The sequence below is a fragment of the Marinobacter sp. S0848L genome (assembly GCF_023016065.1).
Classification (GTDB): domain Bacteria; phylum Pseudomonadota; class Gammaproteobacteria; order Pseudomonadales; family Oleiphilaceae; genus Marinobacter.
Map to the genome: position 1 here is coordinate 402903 of NZ_JALKAQ010000001.1, position 18110 is coordinate 421012.

Below are 18110 nucleotides of genomic sequence, written 5' to 3' on the forward strand. Positions count from 1 at the left end.
GAGTTCGTTATGCCGGGGCGTTTTCGGGCTCGGCCACCGGTAGTTTGATGAGCTTGGTACACACCGCCGGGATCACCAGCAACGTCAGCACGGTGGAGGCCAGCAAGCCCGAGATAATGGCCCACGCCATAGGTGGCCACAGTGTCGAGCTGGAAAGCGCCAATGGCAACAGCCCCGCTACCGTGGTGGCGGTGGTTAGCAGGATGGGCCGGGTTCGGCGCTCTACTGCGGTTCGTACGGCATCTCGAATCGCCCTGCCCTTTTCCAGTTCACGGTCCATTACGTCCAGCAGTACGATGGCGTTGTTCACCACAATGCCAACCAGCGCGATAACCCCTAACAACGACTGGAAGCCGAAGGGCGAACCAGACAACACCAACCCGGGGAATATGCCCACGGTTGCCAAAGGCACAGTCAGCAATATGATGCCCACACGGCGGAACGAGTTGAACTGCAACAGCAGGAAGAACAGCAACAACAGCATGCCAATGGGTGCCGCCGTCAGTAGCGCGCTGTTGGCATCGTTCGAGCCTTCGGCATCGCCGCCCATTTCCAACCGCGTTCCGGGAGGTAGCGGGTTATCGTCCAGCGCGGCGTTCAGTCCGTCCAGTGCCTGGCTGAAGCTGTAGCCTTTTTCCAGGTTGGCGGTTACCGCGTTCACTCGCACCCCGTTACGCAGGTATCGGGCCGCTGGCTCCCAAGTGGTTTCAACCGTTGCCACGGCCGACAGCGGAATGGCATCGCCGCGGTTGTTGTAGATGTTGACCGACAGCAAACGCGACAACGACAACAAGGTGCCCTCCCGTGAGCGAAGCACGATGGGAATCGGGTCTTCTTCCTGGCGATAGCGTTCCGCCATGGCACCGAAGCTCTGTCCGTAAAGGCTTTGTGCAACGTCTGCACGGGTCAGGCCATAACGGGCCGCGGTGGCATCATCCACATTGATGGCGATGCTGGGCACGCCGATATCGAGGTCGTGGCGAACGTCTACCGTGCCTTCCACATCTCGAAGGATTGAAAAGATCTGCTCGGTTGCCAAAACCCGGGCATCGTCATCCGCATGGTAGACACGGACTTCGACCGGTGCAGTGCGTGGTGGCCCCTGCCCCAGAATGCCGACAGAGATATCCAGTTCCGGCAGGTTTTGGGCAACCTCTTTGCGAATCTTTCGAACCAGATCGGTGGTGTCGGCCAAGGTCGGCGTTCGCACCACCAAACGGGCCCGGTTCGGTGATTGCGGAGCACGCTGCAGGTTGTAGTAGAAGCTTGGGCCGGTAAAGCCGACAAAGCGGTGGACTTCCAGCGCTTCGGGCTGGGTGCGGATGGCCCGCTCCAGGTTCTCGGCAACTTCGGCAGTACGGGCTTGGTCAGTGCCTTCCGGCATGTACATTTCCACAATCACCCGGGGCCGGTCGGCGTTCGGAAAGAACTGCTGCGCCATGAACGGTGTCAAACCCACGCTGATGGTAACGAGCACTGCACCCAAAACGATCAGCTTGCTCGGATGCCGGTAAACCAGCCCCCCAAGCAGGCGCGCGAACCCAACCAGTCGATCTTCGCCCACGTTATTGCGGGCTTTTAGAAAGCGCACCGCCAATAACGGAACCGCCGAGATCGCCAGCAGGTAGCTCACCGACAACGTCAGCATGATCATAACGGGAACGCCGCGGGTAAAATCGGCGGCACCGCCTTTGGCCATGAGCAGCGGAGCGAAGGCCGCCAGCGTCGTTCCGGTGGAGGCGCCAAGCGGCCCCGCCAGTTCACCAACCGCTTTTTTCAGAGCATCCAGCCTGCGCATACCAGCATCCAGATACCCCTGAATGCTTTCCACAATCACGATGGCGTTGTCGATGAGAATACCGAGCGAAATCACCATGCCAATCACGGCAATCTGGTGCAGCACGCCACCGCCGAGGTCGTAAAGCCCCACGCTGATCATCGCCACCATCGGCAGGATTGAGGCCACCAGCAGGCCCATGCGGATACCCATGCCGGTAAACACCACTGCTACGATAATCAGTACCGAGAACACCAGGCTCCACGCCAGATTATCCAACCGGTCAGACACCTTGTCAGGCTGGAAGAACATTTCCCTCAGCTCGTAGGGCTCGAAGTCCGAACGAACCTCATTTAGCCTGTTGCGGATTCGCTCACCAAAGCGAATGGCATCGGTGTTGCCTTCCTCCATGATGAGGGATACCAACACGACAGGCTCGCCATCAAACCAGGTTTCCGGCTGGCGCGGTTCAACTGGCCCGCGCCATACCTCTGCAGCCGCGGCCAAAGGGACCTGTGAGCCATCGGGCAGTTCGATGGGTGTGGCGCGAATGGCTTCAATGTCGCTGAATTCGGAGTTGGGCAAGACAGACAAGCGTTTGCCATCCACCACCACAAAACCACCGGGTGTGGTCTGGTTACGCTGAGACAGAGTTTGCAGCACTCGCTGTGGCGAAATGCCTAGCCGGAACAGTGCTGCGTCGTCTAAGGCCAGCGTGATTTGCTCATCCACATCGCCTTCAAGCTCGATGCGCGAAACTCCCGGAATGTCCGAGAGATTCTGCTTCAGGCGTTCCGCCGCTTTCGACAGTTCCGTAATCGAGGGCGATCCGCCGACCGCCAGCACCACCGCCGGGATATCAATCAGCCGATCGTCCAGGCTCATCTGCCCCACGCCATCGGGGAAATCCTGTTTAGCGCGCTCCATCGCCTGGCGCACCCGGTCCCACGCGGCATCGGTGTCGTAGATCCGATCCAGCAGCTTGATTCTGGCCAAAGCCACACCGGTGCGGGCGGTGCCTTGGCTGAAATCGACTTCTTCAACCTGCCTCAGTTCATCGGTCAGGGGCCGTAACACCAGCCGTTCAACCGCTTCGGCACTGGCACCCGGGTAATTCACCGAAATCATGCCAGCGCGGTATGGAAATGAGGGGTCTTCCTGCCGGGGCATGGTGCTATAAGCCGCAATCCCCAGCAGGCAAAGCATGGTGACCACCATGCCCAGCAATCGTTGATAGTTGAGAAGACTGCGCGTCATTAGCGCACCTCCACGGTGTCGCCGTCCACCAAACGTGTCATACCGGCATAAACCACCTGATCACCGGGCTGAAGTTCGCCGGGATGCACCATGACTCGTTCACCGATCACCCGATCCACTTTCACCGGCACCCGGTGCGCTACATCGTCGCTGACCCGATATACGCTGGTACCGGTGGCATCGCGCACCACCGCCAGCATGGGCACGGTTACCGCCGATTCCCGAACCGGCGTAACGCCTACTTCAACAGGTTCACCGGATGACAATGAATTCGCGGGTAAGCTGACCAGTACAGGATGCAACTCACCCCGAATGGAACTGCCTTGGGCGATTTCAATCACGGTTCCAGTCTCGGGAACCCGGTTGCGGTCCTGAACCTGCCAGACCGGCAATTCCATACCCACACGCACATGGCTCAGCAGATGCGCCGGCACGCGTATTTCCACTTCGCGCCCCAACGGGGATGACAAACGCATTACCGGCTGCCCGGCAGACACAAACTCGTCGCGCTCAACCAGTAACGCTTCCACCTGCCCGGCGAACGGGGCTTTCAACACGCTTTCTTCAAGCAAATGGGTGGCTTCAGACAACGCCGCTTCGGCGGTGGCCATGCTGGCACGCAGCGAATCCCGGCGCGCAGCGATTTGTTCCAGATTCTGCTCGGATACCACTCCGCGTTTATGCAAACGTGCCGAGCGTTCCCACTCGCGCTGAGCCTGATTGAACTGAGTTTTCAGCTCTTGCAGCTTGGCTTTGGCAGAGTCCTGAGCCGGTTGCAGCGCCGGGTTGTACAGCTTGGCCAAGGTATCACCGGGTTTCACCATCTGGCCCAGTTCTACCGGTCTCTCTTTCAGCGTTCCGCTCACCTGAAAGGTCAAGGTCGCACGCTGGGCTGCACGAACAATGCCGGAAAAACGCAGTGGAATTTCCTCCGCCTGACCACCAGTGACTTCAGCAACACGAACCGATACCACTCCTGAGGTTTCTGCCGCTTCGCTGCTCCCGCCACGACACCCCGTTAACGACAGCATCACGAGCACGAAGGTAATAACGGTAAATGGGAGAGATCGTTTTATGGGAGACATGAACAGACAGCCCCTTTCCCTGAATGGTTAGTGGTGGACGTGCCAATCCATGTGTTACAAGCCGCCCTATTATCACGACATAATGTCATTCTTTGACAATTTGTCAATAATAGGTTTTCATCGATACTTAGCCACCGCACAGCCAGCCCCGAGGAAACTGTTAGCCATGAATGAGCCGTTGAAATCACGCCGGGAAAAAGAAAAACAGGCACGATACAACGCCATACTGGATGCGGCTGAAACCGTTTTCTCCGATAAAGGCTACGACCGCACGTCGATGGACGACATTGCCCGCACCGCCAACCTGAGCCGGGCACTGTTGTACGTGTATTTCAAAGATAAAGCGGCTATCCAGATGGGGATCATGCAGCGGGCGGGGCAAAATCTGGTGGAGCGTTTTAAAGCTTCCCATTGCCCCAATGACACCGGGATAGCGCAGATTCGCGCTATGGGTGAGGCTTATTACCAATTCTACCGGGAAGAGCCTGAATACTTCGCCGCGCTCACCAAAGCATCCACCGTGATTGCCGATGTGGACGAAAAACAGGCCTGCGAAATGTTTGGCTCCCGGGACGAGCTGATCGGCTTGATGGTCGCCGCCCTGCAGAAAGGACTCGAAGACGGCACCATGAGCAAAGACCGGATCACTGACCCCACGCAGACTGCACTGTATTTGCGCGGCGCCTTACACGGCGTGATCATGCTCTGTGAAGGCGAAAGCATGCCCTCGGATGCGTTGATCCAACACACCATGGACATGCTCTCCCACTCGATCGAAACTCCGTAAGCGGTTTCTTCTAACGCTGAAAATCGTAAATCGGGCCGAGCTGCAAAATACCGGTAAGCTCATCGAGTGCCTGTCGGACTTCATTCAGCAATTTCGGGTCCGCCAGGTCTTGCTGAACGAGCCGGTCACGATAATGGGTTTCCACCCAGGTGGTCAGCCGCTGGTAGAGCTCATCGGTCAGGATAACCCCCTGATTAACGGCGTGGCGCTCCTCGTCGTTCAGCACCACACGCAAACGAAGGCAAGCAGGCCCGCCGCCGTTGCGCATGGATTGCTTCACATCCATCACTTCAACCGACGTAATCGGACCATCCGAGGCCACCAGCTCATCCAGGTACCGGCTGACCGAAGCAACCTCCCGACATTCGCCCGGCACAACCAGCAGCATGCCGTCTGGTCCGTTCAACAATTGGCTATTGAATAGATAAGAAGACACCGCATCTTCCAGGGGCACCTGCGCTGCCGTCACTTTGATCGCTTCCAGTTCCGCACCGTGTAAGCGTTCACGAATTTCAGCCAGCACCCGTGCTTCGTCCAGAAACGCCAACTCGTGGTAGAGCAGGCAATTGCCATTACCCACCGCAATCACATCGTTATGGAACACGCCGGCATCAATGGCTGCTGGATTTTGCTGGGCGAACACCGTGTTCCTGCCCGACAATCCGTGCAACCGCGCAATAGCCTGAGAGGCTTCCAGAGTTTGGCGTGCCGGGTACTTTCTCGGCGCTGAGGCTTGTTGGTTGAAAGCTTCCTGTCCGTATACGAAAAGTTCAACGCCCGGCTCTCCGTAATGGCTGCAGAGGCGGGTATGATTGGCGGCACCTTCGTCACCAAAGTGGCTGACCGAAGGCAACGCTGGATGATGCACAAAATACTGCTCATCGCAGAAGATGGCTTTCAGGGCTCGCCCGGTAACCACGTGTTCGATGGAGCGGTGGAACTTCGCACTAAGGTTGGCCGGCGTGAAATGAACCCGGTGATCGGCGGCATCAGCACTGGGCGACACCGTCGCCGCGTTCGCGGTCCACATAGTGGAAGCCGACGACACCGCCGCCAGAACCGCCGGCGCGTGTTTTGCGGCGCTCTGCAGGACCTGCTCATCACTGCCATCAAACCCCAGGGCACGCAACGTCGGTAAATGGGGCCGCTCGTGCGGCGGCAGAACACCTTGCGTGTAGCCGCGATCCGCCAGTGCTTTCATTTTCGCCAAGCCCTGCAGGGCCGCCTGCTTTGGGTTGGATTCAGCATTCACATTCGACTTGGATGCGACGTTCCCCCACGACAAGCCAGCGTAGTTATGGGTTGGGCCCACCAGCCCATCAAAATTCGACTCAACTGCGTGTTTTGTCATCGTTTAGCCCTATCGAGTCTTCCAAGTGAATCGGCGAAAGGCCGCCGTCTTTCAGGGGAGCCAGGCGAACGGTGTTACCACTTTTCAGGTGCAAAGCGTCCGCCATCGCCCGGGGTATCGTGACGGTATCCTGCCCGACACAGCTCATCGGCAAAGTCGTGAGCCGGAAGTCATCGAATGAGCGGTTAGACACCATCACCCTGTGTTCGGCCGGAACATCGAGCTCTACAGGTGAGTCACCCACAACCACCTCACGGTTCAACGAGTCCCGAACCGTTCGTATGGTGTGCACAAACGCTTCGACTACCGGGCCACCGTCAAAGATATCCACCAGGCCATTAAAGTTAAAACCTTCGGCTTCCAGCATTTTCAGTGCCGGACGGGTGTTGTCGTGCACCTGACCTATCACCTCCCGGGCCGAATCCGGTAACAGCGACAGATAAATGGGATACTGCGGCATCAACTCGGCAATGAAGGACTTATTCCCCAACCCGGACAAGCGATCGGCTTCGGCGAACTCCATATCGAAGAACTTGCTGCCCAAGGCGTTCCAAAGCGGGCTTTGCCCATCCTGGTCAGACACGCCGCGCATTTCCGCAAACACTTTATCGGAAAAGAATTCGCGAAAATCGTCCAGAAACATAAAACGACTGCGAGACAGCAACAAACCATTGCCGCCCCCTTTGTAGCCATCGGCCAGCAACAGTGAGCAGATTTCCGTGGTGTCGGTCATGTCACTGGAAATGTGAAGGGTAGGCGTACGCACATGCACGCCCAATTCGCGGGACGCGTTAACGGTCAGGCTCAGGCGGTAGTTATAGAACACTTCATCAAGCCCAACCCGAGCCTCGATGCCGCTGATGCCCACCACCCGTTGCGCTTCGGTATCTTCGAGCGCAAACAAATACAGAGCCTCTTCCGGCTGGCATTGCTTGCTGAACGAATTCGCCGCCCAATCGATTTTACGTTGAAGCAATTCCCGATCAGCCGGCAGGGTCGTTAGCCCTTTGCCGGCGGTTTGAGCCATAGCGTACAGATCTTCGAGATCCGCTGGTTGCATCGGGCGAACAATCAGCATACTGCTCCCTCCCTCTGTTACTGCAGAGTCTGGGCGGCCCTGGCGTCAAGCCACCGGTTTTTATTATTGCGCCAGTTTTTTCACTGCGGTTTCGAAACGCTCCAGTGCTTCATCAATGTCAGTTTCGGGAATGATCAGCGACGGAGCCAAGCGCACAACATCTGCGCCGGCCACCAGCACCATCACGCCTTCATCCAGCCCGGCCGCCAAAAAGTCTTTGGCGCGACCTTTCCACTGGTCTGTCAGCACGCAACCCAGAAGCAAGCCCGCGCCACGCACTTCAGAGAAAACGCCATACCGCTCACCGATGGCCATCATGCCCTGGCGCAGCTTTTCAGAACGCTCGTTTACGCCTTTCAGAATCTCTGGCTGACTGACCGTATCGATCACTTTCTGCGCCACCGCACAGGCCAACGCGTTACCGCCATAGGTACTGCCGTGAGTGCCCACAGCCAAGCTCGCGCCCACCTTGGCAGTTGTCAGCATGGCCGCAACCGGAAAGCCGCCACCCAAGCCTTTCGCACTGGTCAGAATGTCTGGCACCACACCGTACATTTCATAGGCGTACAAATGCCCGGTACGGCCCACGCCCGTTTGCACTTCATCAAAGATCAGCAGCGCGTCGTTGTCGTCGCACAGCTGGCGCAGACCTTTCAGAAACTCGGGATCTGCCGGTACGACACCGCTTTCGCCTTGAATCGGCTCGATCACCACCGCACAGGTTTTCTCTTTCGAGATCAGAGCTTTTACCGAATCCAGATCGTTGAAGTCCGCGTGGTGGATGCCACCCGGTGCCGGCTCAAACCCTTCCAGATACTTGTGTTGGCCCCCCACGCTAACGGTAAACAAAGTTCGACCGTGGAAGGCATTTTTGAAGGATATGATTTCGTGCTTTTCCGGGCTGAAGTGGTCCCACGCGTAACGACGGGCCAGTTTGAAGGCGGCTTCATTGGCTTCGGCACCGGAGTTGGCAAAGAATACGCGCTCCGCGAAGGTGTGGTCACACAAGGTCTTCGCCAACCGCAGCGCAGGCTCGTTAGTCATGACGTTAGACAGGTGCCAGATTTTCTCTGACTGCTCCTGCAGCGCCCCCAGCAGCCCCGGGTGCGCATGCCCCAGACTGGTCACCGCAATGCCGCCCTGAAGATCCAGAAACTCTCGGCCTTCCTGATCCCACACGCGGGAGCCCTCACCTCGCACCGGGATGATATTTCCGGGGGCATAGTTGGGCACCATTACTTCATCAAACAATTCGCGGGAAACAGGTTCTTTGTTCATGGGTTTCTCTCAGTGACTCATTACTAAGTGACAGGTTTAATCCACCATAATACGCCTCTGATCGCATAAGAACAGCCCATTGCGAGACAGTACGATCACCATCCCCCCTCTTGCTTAGACGTTCGTCTATCTGATGCAAATATTGTTTGAAATGTGACGCATCCGTTACTAAGTTGAAGTTGGTCCAACAAAAACAAATATGTGGAGACAACAACAATGCAGAACAATAAATTGCGAATGGCGATTCGTGCGACGGCGGCTGTGACAGTGCTGGGATTGGCTTCTCAGGCGCAGGCAATCAGTTTTACGGCGGGCGATTACGATGCAAGCGTCTACGGTTATGCACGTCTAAATGCCAGTTACGATATAGACAACAACCAAGCTTTAAGTACCCGATCAGGCTCCTATTCCGGCCTAGCGTCAGACAGTGGCAGTGATGGTCACTTCGGCGCTGACGCTTTTCAGAGCCGCTTGGGCGTGAAAACAGTTTCGCCGCAGGGTGTCGCGGTCACCGTTGAAGGTGACTTCCGAGGCAGTGGGGGCGGAAGCCTGCGCCTGCGTCACGCATTCGGTGAATACAACGGCGTGCTGATGGGGCAAACCTGGTCGAACTTCAGCAGCTTCGTGGGTAACACCGCCACTCTGGATTTTGACTCGCTACCCGGTTTGGCCGGCTATCAAGCTCGCACGGTACAAGCTCGCTATACTTCCGGTCCGCTATCGATTTCGCTCGAAGATCCACAAAATTCAATCCTCACAGCGACAACTGTCGGCGGCAATGCCACAACGGCTTCTGTTGACACGAAAGATAGTATGCCCGCCTTCACCGCGCGCATTGAAGATTCCAATGATGGCCTGAGCTACTCTGCGGCGATTCTCGCTCATCAGGTAGGCTATGACGAAGGCGACGCCGGTGACGATGACAGTGCATTTGGTTTTGCCACCTTCGTTGCCGCTAAAATGATGCTGACCGACATGATCACGCTGCAGGGCACACTCTCCTACAGCGACGGCGCAAACAGTTTCCTGTATCGCTCTGGTGAAGACTTCGGCGCCGCCAGCGCCTACGTTGACGGTAGCGGCGATGTAGAAACGATTGCAGGCTACGGCGGTTCGATTGGTGCCGGATTCGACCTTGGCGGTGGTCGCAGCATCAACATAGGCTACGGCATGGTTGAAGTCGACTGGGACGACGCTGAGGATGACGCAGCTGCAGCTGGCTTCGCAGGCGCAGTCGACGGCCAAAGCGAAACCAACTCCGCGGTGATGGCCAACTACAAGTGGACTCCGGTCAAAAACGTGATGATGGGCGTTGAATACCAGTTCCTGAAGCGTGAAAACGTGGACGGTTCTGACGGTGACGCAAGTCGCCTACTGTTTGCAGCGCAATATAACTTCTAAAGACTCCTTGTAGACGTTAACTCTCCTTTGACCCCGGCATCCGCCGGGGTTTTTTCGTTCTGGTTTGGTGCAACGCGCCCCAAACTAGCCCAACCTTTAACTATCCAATTCCCGCCCTCCCTTTGCTACGCTATTAAAATCAACAATTTACCACCAACCAAGAAACTGGCACAGCTCATGCAACAACTCATTTGAAGGCAGCCGGCAACGCCACTGCCCTGCTCAATCTGCTGAAACTTCACGAGGTGTCACCATGAAACTAGCCAAAGACCAAAGTCTGCTGTTCGAACTGACCCAGCCTGCAGAAGCCTATGCCATGCAAGATCTGCACAACTACTTCGATTGGATGTTTTTCGCAAACTGATTGCCCAAAAACATAAAAGCCGGGATACCTTTTCAGGCAACCCGGCTTTTAATTCACTCTCAACAACAATCAGAAGAAGGCTTGAATGCCCGTTTGCGCGCGCCCCAATATCAACGCGTGCACGTCGTGAGTGCCTTCGTAAGTGTTCACCACTTCAAGGTTCACCAAATGGCGGGCAATGCCAAACTCGTCACTGATGCCGTTACCACCCAGCATGTCTCGAGCCAGTCGCGCTATTTCAAGCGCCTTACCACAGGAGTTACGCTTCATAATGGAAGTAATCTCGACCGCTGCGGTGCCTTCGTCTTTCATGCGACCCAAGCGCAAGCTTCCCTGCAGCCCCAGCGTAATCTCGGCTTGCATATCCGCCAGCTTTTTCTGAATCAGCTGATTGGCGGCCAGTGGGCGGCCAAACTGCTTGCGGTCCAGCACATACTGTCGCGCCGTGTGCCAGCAATCTTCCGCAGCCCCTAGGGCGCCCCAGGAAATGCCGTAACGGGCCGAATCCAGGCAGGTGAACGGACCTTTCAAACCCCGAACCTCAGGGAAAGCGTTTTCTTCCGGCACAAACACCTCGTCCATGACGATTTCACCGGTAATCGAAGCACGCAGGCCCACCTTGCCGTGAATCTCTGGCGCACTCAGGCCTTCCCAGCCCTTTTCCAGCACGAAACCGCGAATCTTGCCGCCGTCGTCTTTGCCCCAGACTACAAACACATCCGCTATCGGGCTGTTGGTGATCCACATTTTACTGCCGGTCAGCCGATAACCGCCGTCTACCTTACGGGCGCGGGTGGCCATGCTACCGGGGTCCGAGCCATGGTCCGGCTCGGTCAGGCCGAAGCAGCCGATCCATTCGCCGGAGGCCAGTTTGGGGAGGTATTTCTGACGGGTTTCTTCGTTGCCGAATTCGTAAATCGGCACCATCACCAAGGAGGATTGCACGCTCATCATTGAACGGTAGCCGGAATCTACCCGCTCGATCTCCCGGGCCACTAAACCGTAGCTGACATAGTTCAGGCCACTGCCACCATACTGCACGGGTATGGTGGCACCTAACAGGCCACTGGTGCCCATTTCCCGAAAAATCTCGGGATCGGTGTGCTCGTTACGGAATGCGTCTACTACGCGGGGCCGAAGATGTTTCTCGGCGAATTGGCGGGCGCTGTCGCGCACCATGCGCTCTTCATCGGTCAGTTGTTGATCTAAAAGGAGAGGGTCTTCCCAATTGAAACTTGCTTTGTTGGCCATGATTTTATTGTCCACCAAAAACGGATTGTCTTGCCAAACTTTACCGCCTCAATCCATCCGAGTGAGGCGGCAAAAGGCTAAGACTACAGCAACAAGGTGCGGATATCCCCAAGCAGCTGCGTGAGCAGGCTGGTGAATCGCGCCGCATCTGCGCCGTTTACTGCGCGGTGGTCGTAAGACAACGACAAAGGCAGCATCAGGCGCGGCTGGAATTCGTTGCCGTCCCACACTGGCTTCATGGCTGCCTTGGACACACCCAGAATCGCCACTTCCGGCGTATTCACGATCGGTGTGAAAGCAGTGCCCCCGATACCACCCAAACTGGTGATGGTGAAGCAAGCGCCCTGCATTTCCGCCGGTTTCAGCTGCTTGTCCCTGGCTTTCTGTGCCAGTTCTGCGCTTTCGGCCGCCAGCTCCCACAGGCCTTTCTGATCGACGTCCCGGATCACCGGCACCATCAATCCGTGTGGGGTATCTACCGCAATGCCGATGTGAATGTACTTCTTACGCACCACTTCCTTGCGCTCCATATCCAACGACACGTTGAACTGGGGCAATTCGGCCAGCGCTGCAGCACATGCTTTCAGCAGGAACGGCAGTGGGGTCATCTTCACGCCCCGTTTTTCACCAGCCGCTTTTTGCGCTTTACGGAAGGCTTCCATTTCGGTGATGTCGGCATCATCAAACTGGGTCACGTGCGGCACGTTCAGCCAGCTGCGCTGCATGTTGTTCGCGGTAGTGAACATCATGCGGGACATGCCTTCGCGCTCAACTTCACCGAACTTGCTGAAGTCCGGCAGCTTGACCGCGGGGATGCCGCTGCCGCCACCCACCGAGGAGCCCTGCTGCACCTGCTGTAGCTGGCCCTTCACGTAATCCTGGACATCGTCTTTCAGGATACGGCTCTTCGGGCCAGAACCCTTGATGCGAGTAAGGTCTGCACCCAATTCCCGGGCCAGTTTCCGAACCGCGGGGCCGGCATGCACCTTGGCCCCCGGTGAAGGTGGTGCGTAGGTGGCACTTTGCGCCGAGCTGTCTTCTGCTTTTTCAGGCTTGGCATCGGATTTAGCCTCTGCCTCGCCTGCGCTTTCTTTGGCTGGCGCTTTCTCTTCTTCGGCTTCAGTTTCGTCCGATTCCCCACCTTCGTCTTCGACCGCCAGATCCAGCAGGTCAGCGCCTTCAGACAACTTGTCGCCTTCTTTAACCAGCAATTTACTCACTTTGCCGGCGAAGGGAGACGGGATCTCCATAGTGGCTTTGTCTGACTCCACCGTTACCAGCGGGTCGTCTACTGCAACCGTGTCGCCCTCGGAGACGTTAATCTCGATGACCGGAATGTCTTCCATACCGTCCAATGACGGCACTTTCACTCGTTCCGTTCGAGAACCACCCGATTGTTTCTTCGGAGCCGGCTTGCTGTCTTCGGACTTGGCTTCAGACTTCTCTTCCGAGTCGGAATTGCCTTCAGCCTCCGCACTCCCGGAATCCTCTTCCTCGTCGTCTGAATCGCCGGAGTCATCGCTGGCAACGAGCATACCAACCACGTCGCCTTCTTTGATTTTGTCGCCGACCTTGGCGGTGATCTTGCTGATTTTACCGGCTGCCGGGGACGGCAATTCTACCGTCGCCTTGTCGGTTTCAACCGTCAGAATCGGATCTTCTTCCTGTACTGTATCCCCTTCACTGGCGATGATTTCGATCACTTCGACTTCATCTGCACCGCCGAGATCGGGAACTTTAATTTCCTGTTCACTCATAGCGGTCTCCTTAGCTGTGCGCCGGGTTCGGTTTGTTGCGATCGATACCGTACTTGCGCATGGCTTCGAGTACCTGCTTCTTGTCGATCTCACCGTCTTTAGCCAACGCTGCCAACGCGTCAACCGTGACGTAGTAACGGTCTACCTCGAAGAAGTTACGAAGCTTTTCACGGGTATCACTGCGGCCGAAACCATCGGTGCCCAGCGTCATGTAGGTGGCTGGGATGTATGCCCGCAGCTGTTCGGAATGCAGTTTGATGTAGTCGGTCGATGAAATAACCGGCCCTTTCTGCTTTTCCAGACACTGGGTCACGTAGGCCTTGCGGGGTTTGTCATCCGGGTGCAGGGCATTCCAGCGCTCAACGTGCTGACCATCGCGGGCCAGTTCGTTGTAGCTGGTTACGCTCCAGATATCCGATGCGACTCCCCAATCATCCTTCAGCAGCTGAGCTGCCTCGCGTACTTCATTGAAGATGGCACCAGAGCCCATAAGCTGAACCCGAGGCGTTTTTTTCTTGCCCTTGGTTTCAACGGATTCGAACAGGTACATGCCTTTGATGATGCCTTCTTCACATCCCTTGGGCATTGCTGGCTGTGCGTAGTTTTCGTTTTCCACGGTCAGGTAGTAGAAGACGTTTTTGTCTTCTTCAAACATTTCCTTCATGCCGTGGTGGATCACCACCGCCATCTCGTAACCGTAGGCCGGGTCGTAGGCTTTACAGTTCGGAATGGTGTTGGCCAGTACATGGCTGTGACCATCCTGATGCTGCAAACCTTCACCGTTCAGCGTGGTTCGCCCTGCGGTACCACCAATCAGGAAGCCCCGCGCCTGCATATCCCCGGAAGCCCAAGCCAGGTCGCCCACACGCTGGAAACCGAACATGGAATAGAACACGTAGAACGGAATCAGCGGGAAGCTATTGTTGCTGTATGACGTAGCGGCAGCCATCCAGGCGGCCATCGCGCCCGCTTCGTTGATGCCTTCCTGCAGGATCTGGCCCTGCTTGGCTTCGCGGTAGTACATGATCTGGTCACGGTCCTGAGGCACATACTTCTGCCCCTCAGACGTGTAGATACCCAACTGGCGGAACATGCCTTCCATACCAAAGGTACGGGCTTCATCAGGCACAATCGGCACCACACGTTTGCCTACACGCTTGTCTTTGACCAGAGCGCCCAGCAGACGCACGAACGCCATGGTGGTGGAAATTTCACGATCACCCGAGCCTTCCAGCACTGCTTTGAAAATATCCAGATCGGGAATCTGCAGCGGCTGGCATTCTTTGTTACGTTTCGGGTAGAAGCCACCCAGCTCCTGGCGCCTCTTCTTCATGTAGACCAGTTCGGGGCTATCCGGTGCCGGACGGTAATAGGGTACGTCTTCCAGCTCCTCGTCTTTCAGCGGCACGCCGAAACGGTCCCGGAACGCCTTGAGCGTGTCCAGATCCAATTTCTTCAATGAATGCGCGGTGTTCTGGGCTTCACCCGCAGCGCCAAATCCGTAGCCTTTGATGGTGTGGGCCAGAATAACCGTGGGCTTGCCGTTGTTCTGGTGCACGGCGCGATGATAAGCCGCGTAGACTTTGTAAGGGTCGTGACCACCACGGTTCAGCTTGGCGATGTCGTCATCCGACAGGCTTTCAACCAGCTTGCTCAGTTCCGGGTATTTTCCGAAGAACTCTTTGCGAGTAGCAGCCGGGCCTTTGAACGCGTAGTTCTGCAGATCGCCATCGCACACTTCATCCATGGCGCGCTGCATGATGCCGTCTTCATCCTGCTCAAACAGCGGGTCCCACATGCGCCCCCATACGACCTTAATAACGTTCCAGCCAGCGCCGCGGAAAACGCCTTCCAGCTCCTGCATGATCTTGCCGTTACCCCGAACCGGGCCATCCAGACGCTGCAGGTTGCAGTTCACCACGAAAATCAGGTTGTCCAGCTTTTCGCGGCCAGCTTTAGAGATACAGCCCAGGGTTTCAGGCTCGTCACACTCACCGTCCCCCAGGAAGCTCCACACCTTACGATCGCCCATGTCGACCAACTCGCGGCTGTGCAAATACTTCATCACATGCGCTTGGTAGATGGACTGGATTGGCCCAAGCCCCATAGAAACCGTCGGGAACTGCCAGTAGTCGGGCATCAACCATGGGTGCGGGTAGGACGACAAGCCTTCTCCGCCGGTTTCTTCACGGTATTTGTCCAGCTGCTCTTCACTGAAACGACCTTCCAGGAACGAGCGCGCGTAAATGCCCGGTGATGCATGCCCCTGGAAATACACCAGGTCTGAATCCCGCTTTTCATCGCCACCGTGGAAGAAGTAGTTAAAGCCCACGTCATACAATGTGGCAGCAGAAGAGAAGGTAGAAATGTGGCCACCCAAGTCACCCGGGCGTTTATTCGCCCGTACAACCATGGCCATGGCGTTCCAGCGAATCAGCGAGCGAATCCGGCGCTCCATGAACAGGTCGCCCGGCATGCGCGCTTCCTGAGTCACCGGAATGGTATTTCGGAATGGCGTTGTAATGGAGTACGGCAACTCAGTGCCATCTCGACTGGCACGCTCAGAAAGGCGCTCCAGTATATATTTAACTCGATCTATACCTTCATTCTCGATCAGAGATTCCAGTGCATCTAACCATTCTCTGGTCTCAATGGGATCATCATCCTGGTACATCTAACCCTCCCCTGAACCTAACGAGTGCAAAGTGGGCCACGATCAGCAGCCAAACACGATGCGGAATTGGAAACTGCGATAACAGGCAGCTTTATTGTTTGGAGTAACAGCTTGCGAGAAATGCCGAGTGGCCTGCATGACTTCCCTCAAGCATAGAACAGCTTTCATTTTTTTCCTGCGACAGGCCTATGCGCCCCCGTTCAACGAGGCGGCGCAAGCACCCTGACCCGATAATAAATCAGGAATGCGACCAAAAAATTACGTACTTTTAGCAAAATAAACACAAATTTTGCTCATAACCCTGAAATTAACGCCGCAAGCTACGTCTAATTTCTGTTTATTTACGTAATAATGACCAACTCACCTCACTAAAACAACACACCCCCGACCAAGGTCTGATACCTGCCCCCTCCCCAAAACCTTCGCGTAACTAAAGATTTTTTCTAACTCTGGCGCTTGCGCGATCCCCTACAACCACAGGCCTTCAGCATAAAATCGATCCCACGGCGACAACCCGGCCCGACGGGAAGATTAATTAGAACTGAAAACAAATTCATAATTCTGTATAATTTTCGGCCCGTTTTTTAGGCAACTGTGAAGGTGTTTCGGCCTTCTTTTCTTTTAATACCCAACAGAGGGCGATCTATGAACTCCATCGTCACTTTTCCTAACCGTATTCCGGTGCAGGAATTCGAAGAACGCCGGTTTAAGGTGTTTACTGACCGCCAGCTCGACAAGATTGAAGCCATTCAGGATCTACCAGAAGAAACCCTGTTTGAAATGAAGGTTGTGGCCAGCGTGCTGCCCTTCCGCGTCAACGAATACGTCATCAATGAGCTGATCAACTGGGACAAAGTACCGAACGATCCGATCTACCAGTTGGTGTTTCCGCAAAAGGGTATGCTAAAGGACGAGCATTACGAGCAGATGGCGCAGCTGCACAGGGACGGCGCGGACAAAAAAGACATTCAGGCTCTTGCCAAGCAGATCCGCGACGACCTGAACCCGCACCCGGCCGGCCAAATGGAAATGAACATGCCAGAGCTGGACGGCGAGGTACTGGACGGTGTCCAGCATAAATACCGCGAAACCGTGCTGTTCTTCCCGGCCCAAGGCCAGACCTGCCACTCTTACTGCACCTTCTGCTTCCGCTGGGCGCAGTTTGTCGGCGACAAAGACCTGAAGATGTCCAGCACCGAAGCCGAGAAGCTACACGGCTACTTGCAGGAACACACCGAAGTGACCGATCTGCTGGTAACCGGCGGCGACCCCATGGTCATGAAAACCAAGAGTCTGGTTCAGTATTTGGAGCCGCTTCTGCAGCCGGAATTCGACCACGTTCAGACCATCCGCATCGGCACCAAGGCCCTGACGTTCTGGCCCTACCGCTTTGTGACCGACAAAGATGCAGATGAGCTGATAGAGCTGTTCGCCAAGCTGGTTGATGCCGGCAAGCACGTGGCCATCATGGCGCACTATAACCACTGGCAGGAAATCACCACCGATATCGCGGAAGAAGCCATTCGCCGTATCCGCGCCACCGGTGCTGAAATCCGCGCGCAGGGCCCGCTGATCAAGCACGTCAACGACGATGCGGACGCTTGGGCCAAGCTGTGGAAGAAGGAAGTGAAACTGGGCATCATCCCCTACTACATGTTTGTAGAGCGGGACACAGGTGCCAAGAACTACTTTGAAGTGCCGTTAGCGGAAGCGTACAACATCTACCGCGAAGCCATGAAGAAAGTTTCAGGCCTGGCCCGCACTGCCCGCGGCCCCAGCATGAGCGCCGGCCCCGGCAAGGTAGAAATCCAGGGCATCGCCGAAATCAAAGGCGAAAAAGTGTTCGTGCTGCGCTTCCTGCAGGGCCGCAACCCGGATTGGGTACAGCGCCCGTTCTTCGCCAAGTACAGCGAAACAGCCACTTGGTTGCACGAGCTGGAACCGGCCTTCGGAGAGGAGAAGTTCTTCTTTGAGGACGAGTTTGAGCAGATGAAGAAAGGGAATGGCTGAGGGCGTTGCCCTAAGTAGATGAAAAAGGCCAGATGAAGGA

Annotated in this window: 11 protein-coding genes; 3 read left to right on the forward strand and 8 right to left on the reverse strand. The window is 56.2% G+C overall.

What is annotated here, in order from left to right; genetic code table 11:
* Positions 1-7 precede the first annotated feature (7 nt).
* The gene (locus MWU64_RS01950; RefSeq protein ID WP_247060071.1) at positions 8-3034 is read right to left on the reverse strand and encodes an efflux RND transporter permease subunit; all 3027 of its coding nucleotides are present in this window, start codon (positions 3032-3034) and stop codon (positions 8-10) included.
* Positions 3034-4119, reverse strand: coding sequence for an efflux RND transporter periplasmic adaptor subunit (locus tag MWU64_RS01955; protein WP_247060073.1), 1086 nt, complete (start codon positions 4117-4119; stop codon positions 3034-3036). The genes MWU64_RS01950 and MWU64_RS01955 overlap by 1 nt, the downstream gene beginning before the upstream one ends.
* Before the next feature lie 166 nt (positions 4120-4285).
* Here MWU64_RS01955 and MWU64_RS01960 point away from each other — a divergent pair, with 166 nt between their 5' ends.
* On the forward strand, positions 4286-4906 hold the full coding sequence (locus MWU64_RS01960) for a TetR/AcrR family transcriptional regulator (RefSeq protein WP_247060075.1): 621 nt from the start codon (positions 4286-4288) through the stop codon (positions 4904-4906).
* A gap of 10 nt (positions 4907-4916) precedes the next feature.
* On the opposite strand, the gene astB is transcribed toward MWU64_RS01960, so the two are convergent.
* The 3 genes from astB to MWU64_RS01975 all read right to left on the reverse strand — a co-directional run bounded on the left by astB (position 4917) and on the right by MWU64_RS01975 (position 8613).
* Complete coding sequence (astB, locus tag MWU64_RS01965) at positions 4917-6257, reverse strand: N-succinylarginine dihydrolase (protein WP_247060077.1); 1341 nt, start codon at positions 6255-6257, stop codon at positions 4917-4919.
* Positions 6238-7335 carry an arginine N-succinyltransferase gene (gene astA, locus MWU64_RS01970; protein ID WP_247060079.1) on the reverse strand — a complete coding sequence of 366 codons (1098 nt, stop codon included), beginning with the start codon at positions 7333-7335 and terminating at the stop codon, positions 6238-6240. The genes astB and astA overlap by 20 nt, the downstream gene beginning before the upstream one ends.
* A 63-nt stretch (positions 7336-7398) precedes the next feature.
* Positions 7399-8613 (reverse strand): aspartate aminotransferase family protein, encoded by a 1215-nt coding sequence (locus MWU64_RS01975; RefSeq protein WP_247060081.1) that lies wholly within the window; start codon positions 8611-8613, stop codon positions 7399-7401.
* Between the two features lie 216 nt (positions 8614-8829).
* Between MWU64_RS01975 and MWU64_RS01980 the strand changes: the two genes are divergently transcribed.
* Positions 8830-10014, forward strand: a complete 1185-nt coding sequence (locus MWU64_RS01980) for a DcaP family trimeric outer membrane transporter (protein ID WP_247060096.1) — start codon at positions 8830-8832, stop codon at positions 10012-10014.
* A 433-nt stretch (positions 10015-10447) separates the two neighbouring features.
* Here the strand turns inward: MWU64_RS01980 and MWU64_RS01985 are convergent, their stop codons facing one another.
* The 3 genes from MWU64_RS01985 to aceE form a co-directional block, all read right to left on the reverse strand.
* Positions 10448-11629: an acyl-CoA dehydrogenase gene (locus tag MWU64_RS01985; RefSeq protein WP_247060098.1), complete on the reverse strand. Its 1182-nt coding sequence runs from the start codon at positions 11627-11629 to the stop codon at positions 10448-10450.
* Between the two features lie 83 nt (positions 11630-11712).
* Positions 11713-13386, reverse strand: coding sequence for a dihydrolipoyllysine-residue acetyltransferase (gene aceF / locus MWU64_RS01990; protein WP_247060100.1), 1674 nt, complete (start codon positions 13384-13386; stop codon positions 11713-11715).
* Positions 13387-13396: 10 nt separating this feature from the next.
* Complete coding sequence (aceE, locus tag MWU64_RS01995; protein ID WP_247060102.1) at positions 13397-16060, reverse strand: pyruvate dehydrogenase (acetyl-transferring), homodimeric type; 2664 nt, start codon at positions 16058-16060, stop codon at positions 13397-13399.
* A gap of 645 nt (positions 16061-16705) precedes the next feature.
* Between aceE and MWU64_RS02000 the strand changes: the two genes are divergently transcribed.
* Complete coding sequence (locus MWU64_RS02000; protein ID WP_247060104.1) at positions 16706-18070, forward strand: lysine 2,3-aminomutase; 1365 nt, start codon at positions 16706-16708, stop codon at positions 18068-18070.
* Positions 18071-18110 lie beyond the last annotated feature (40 nt).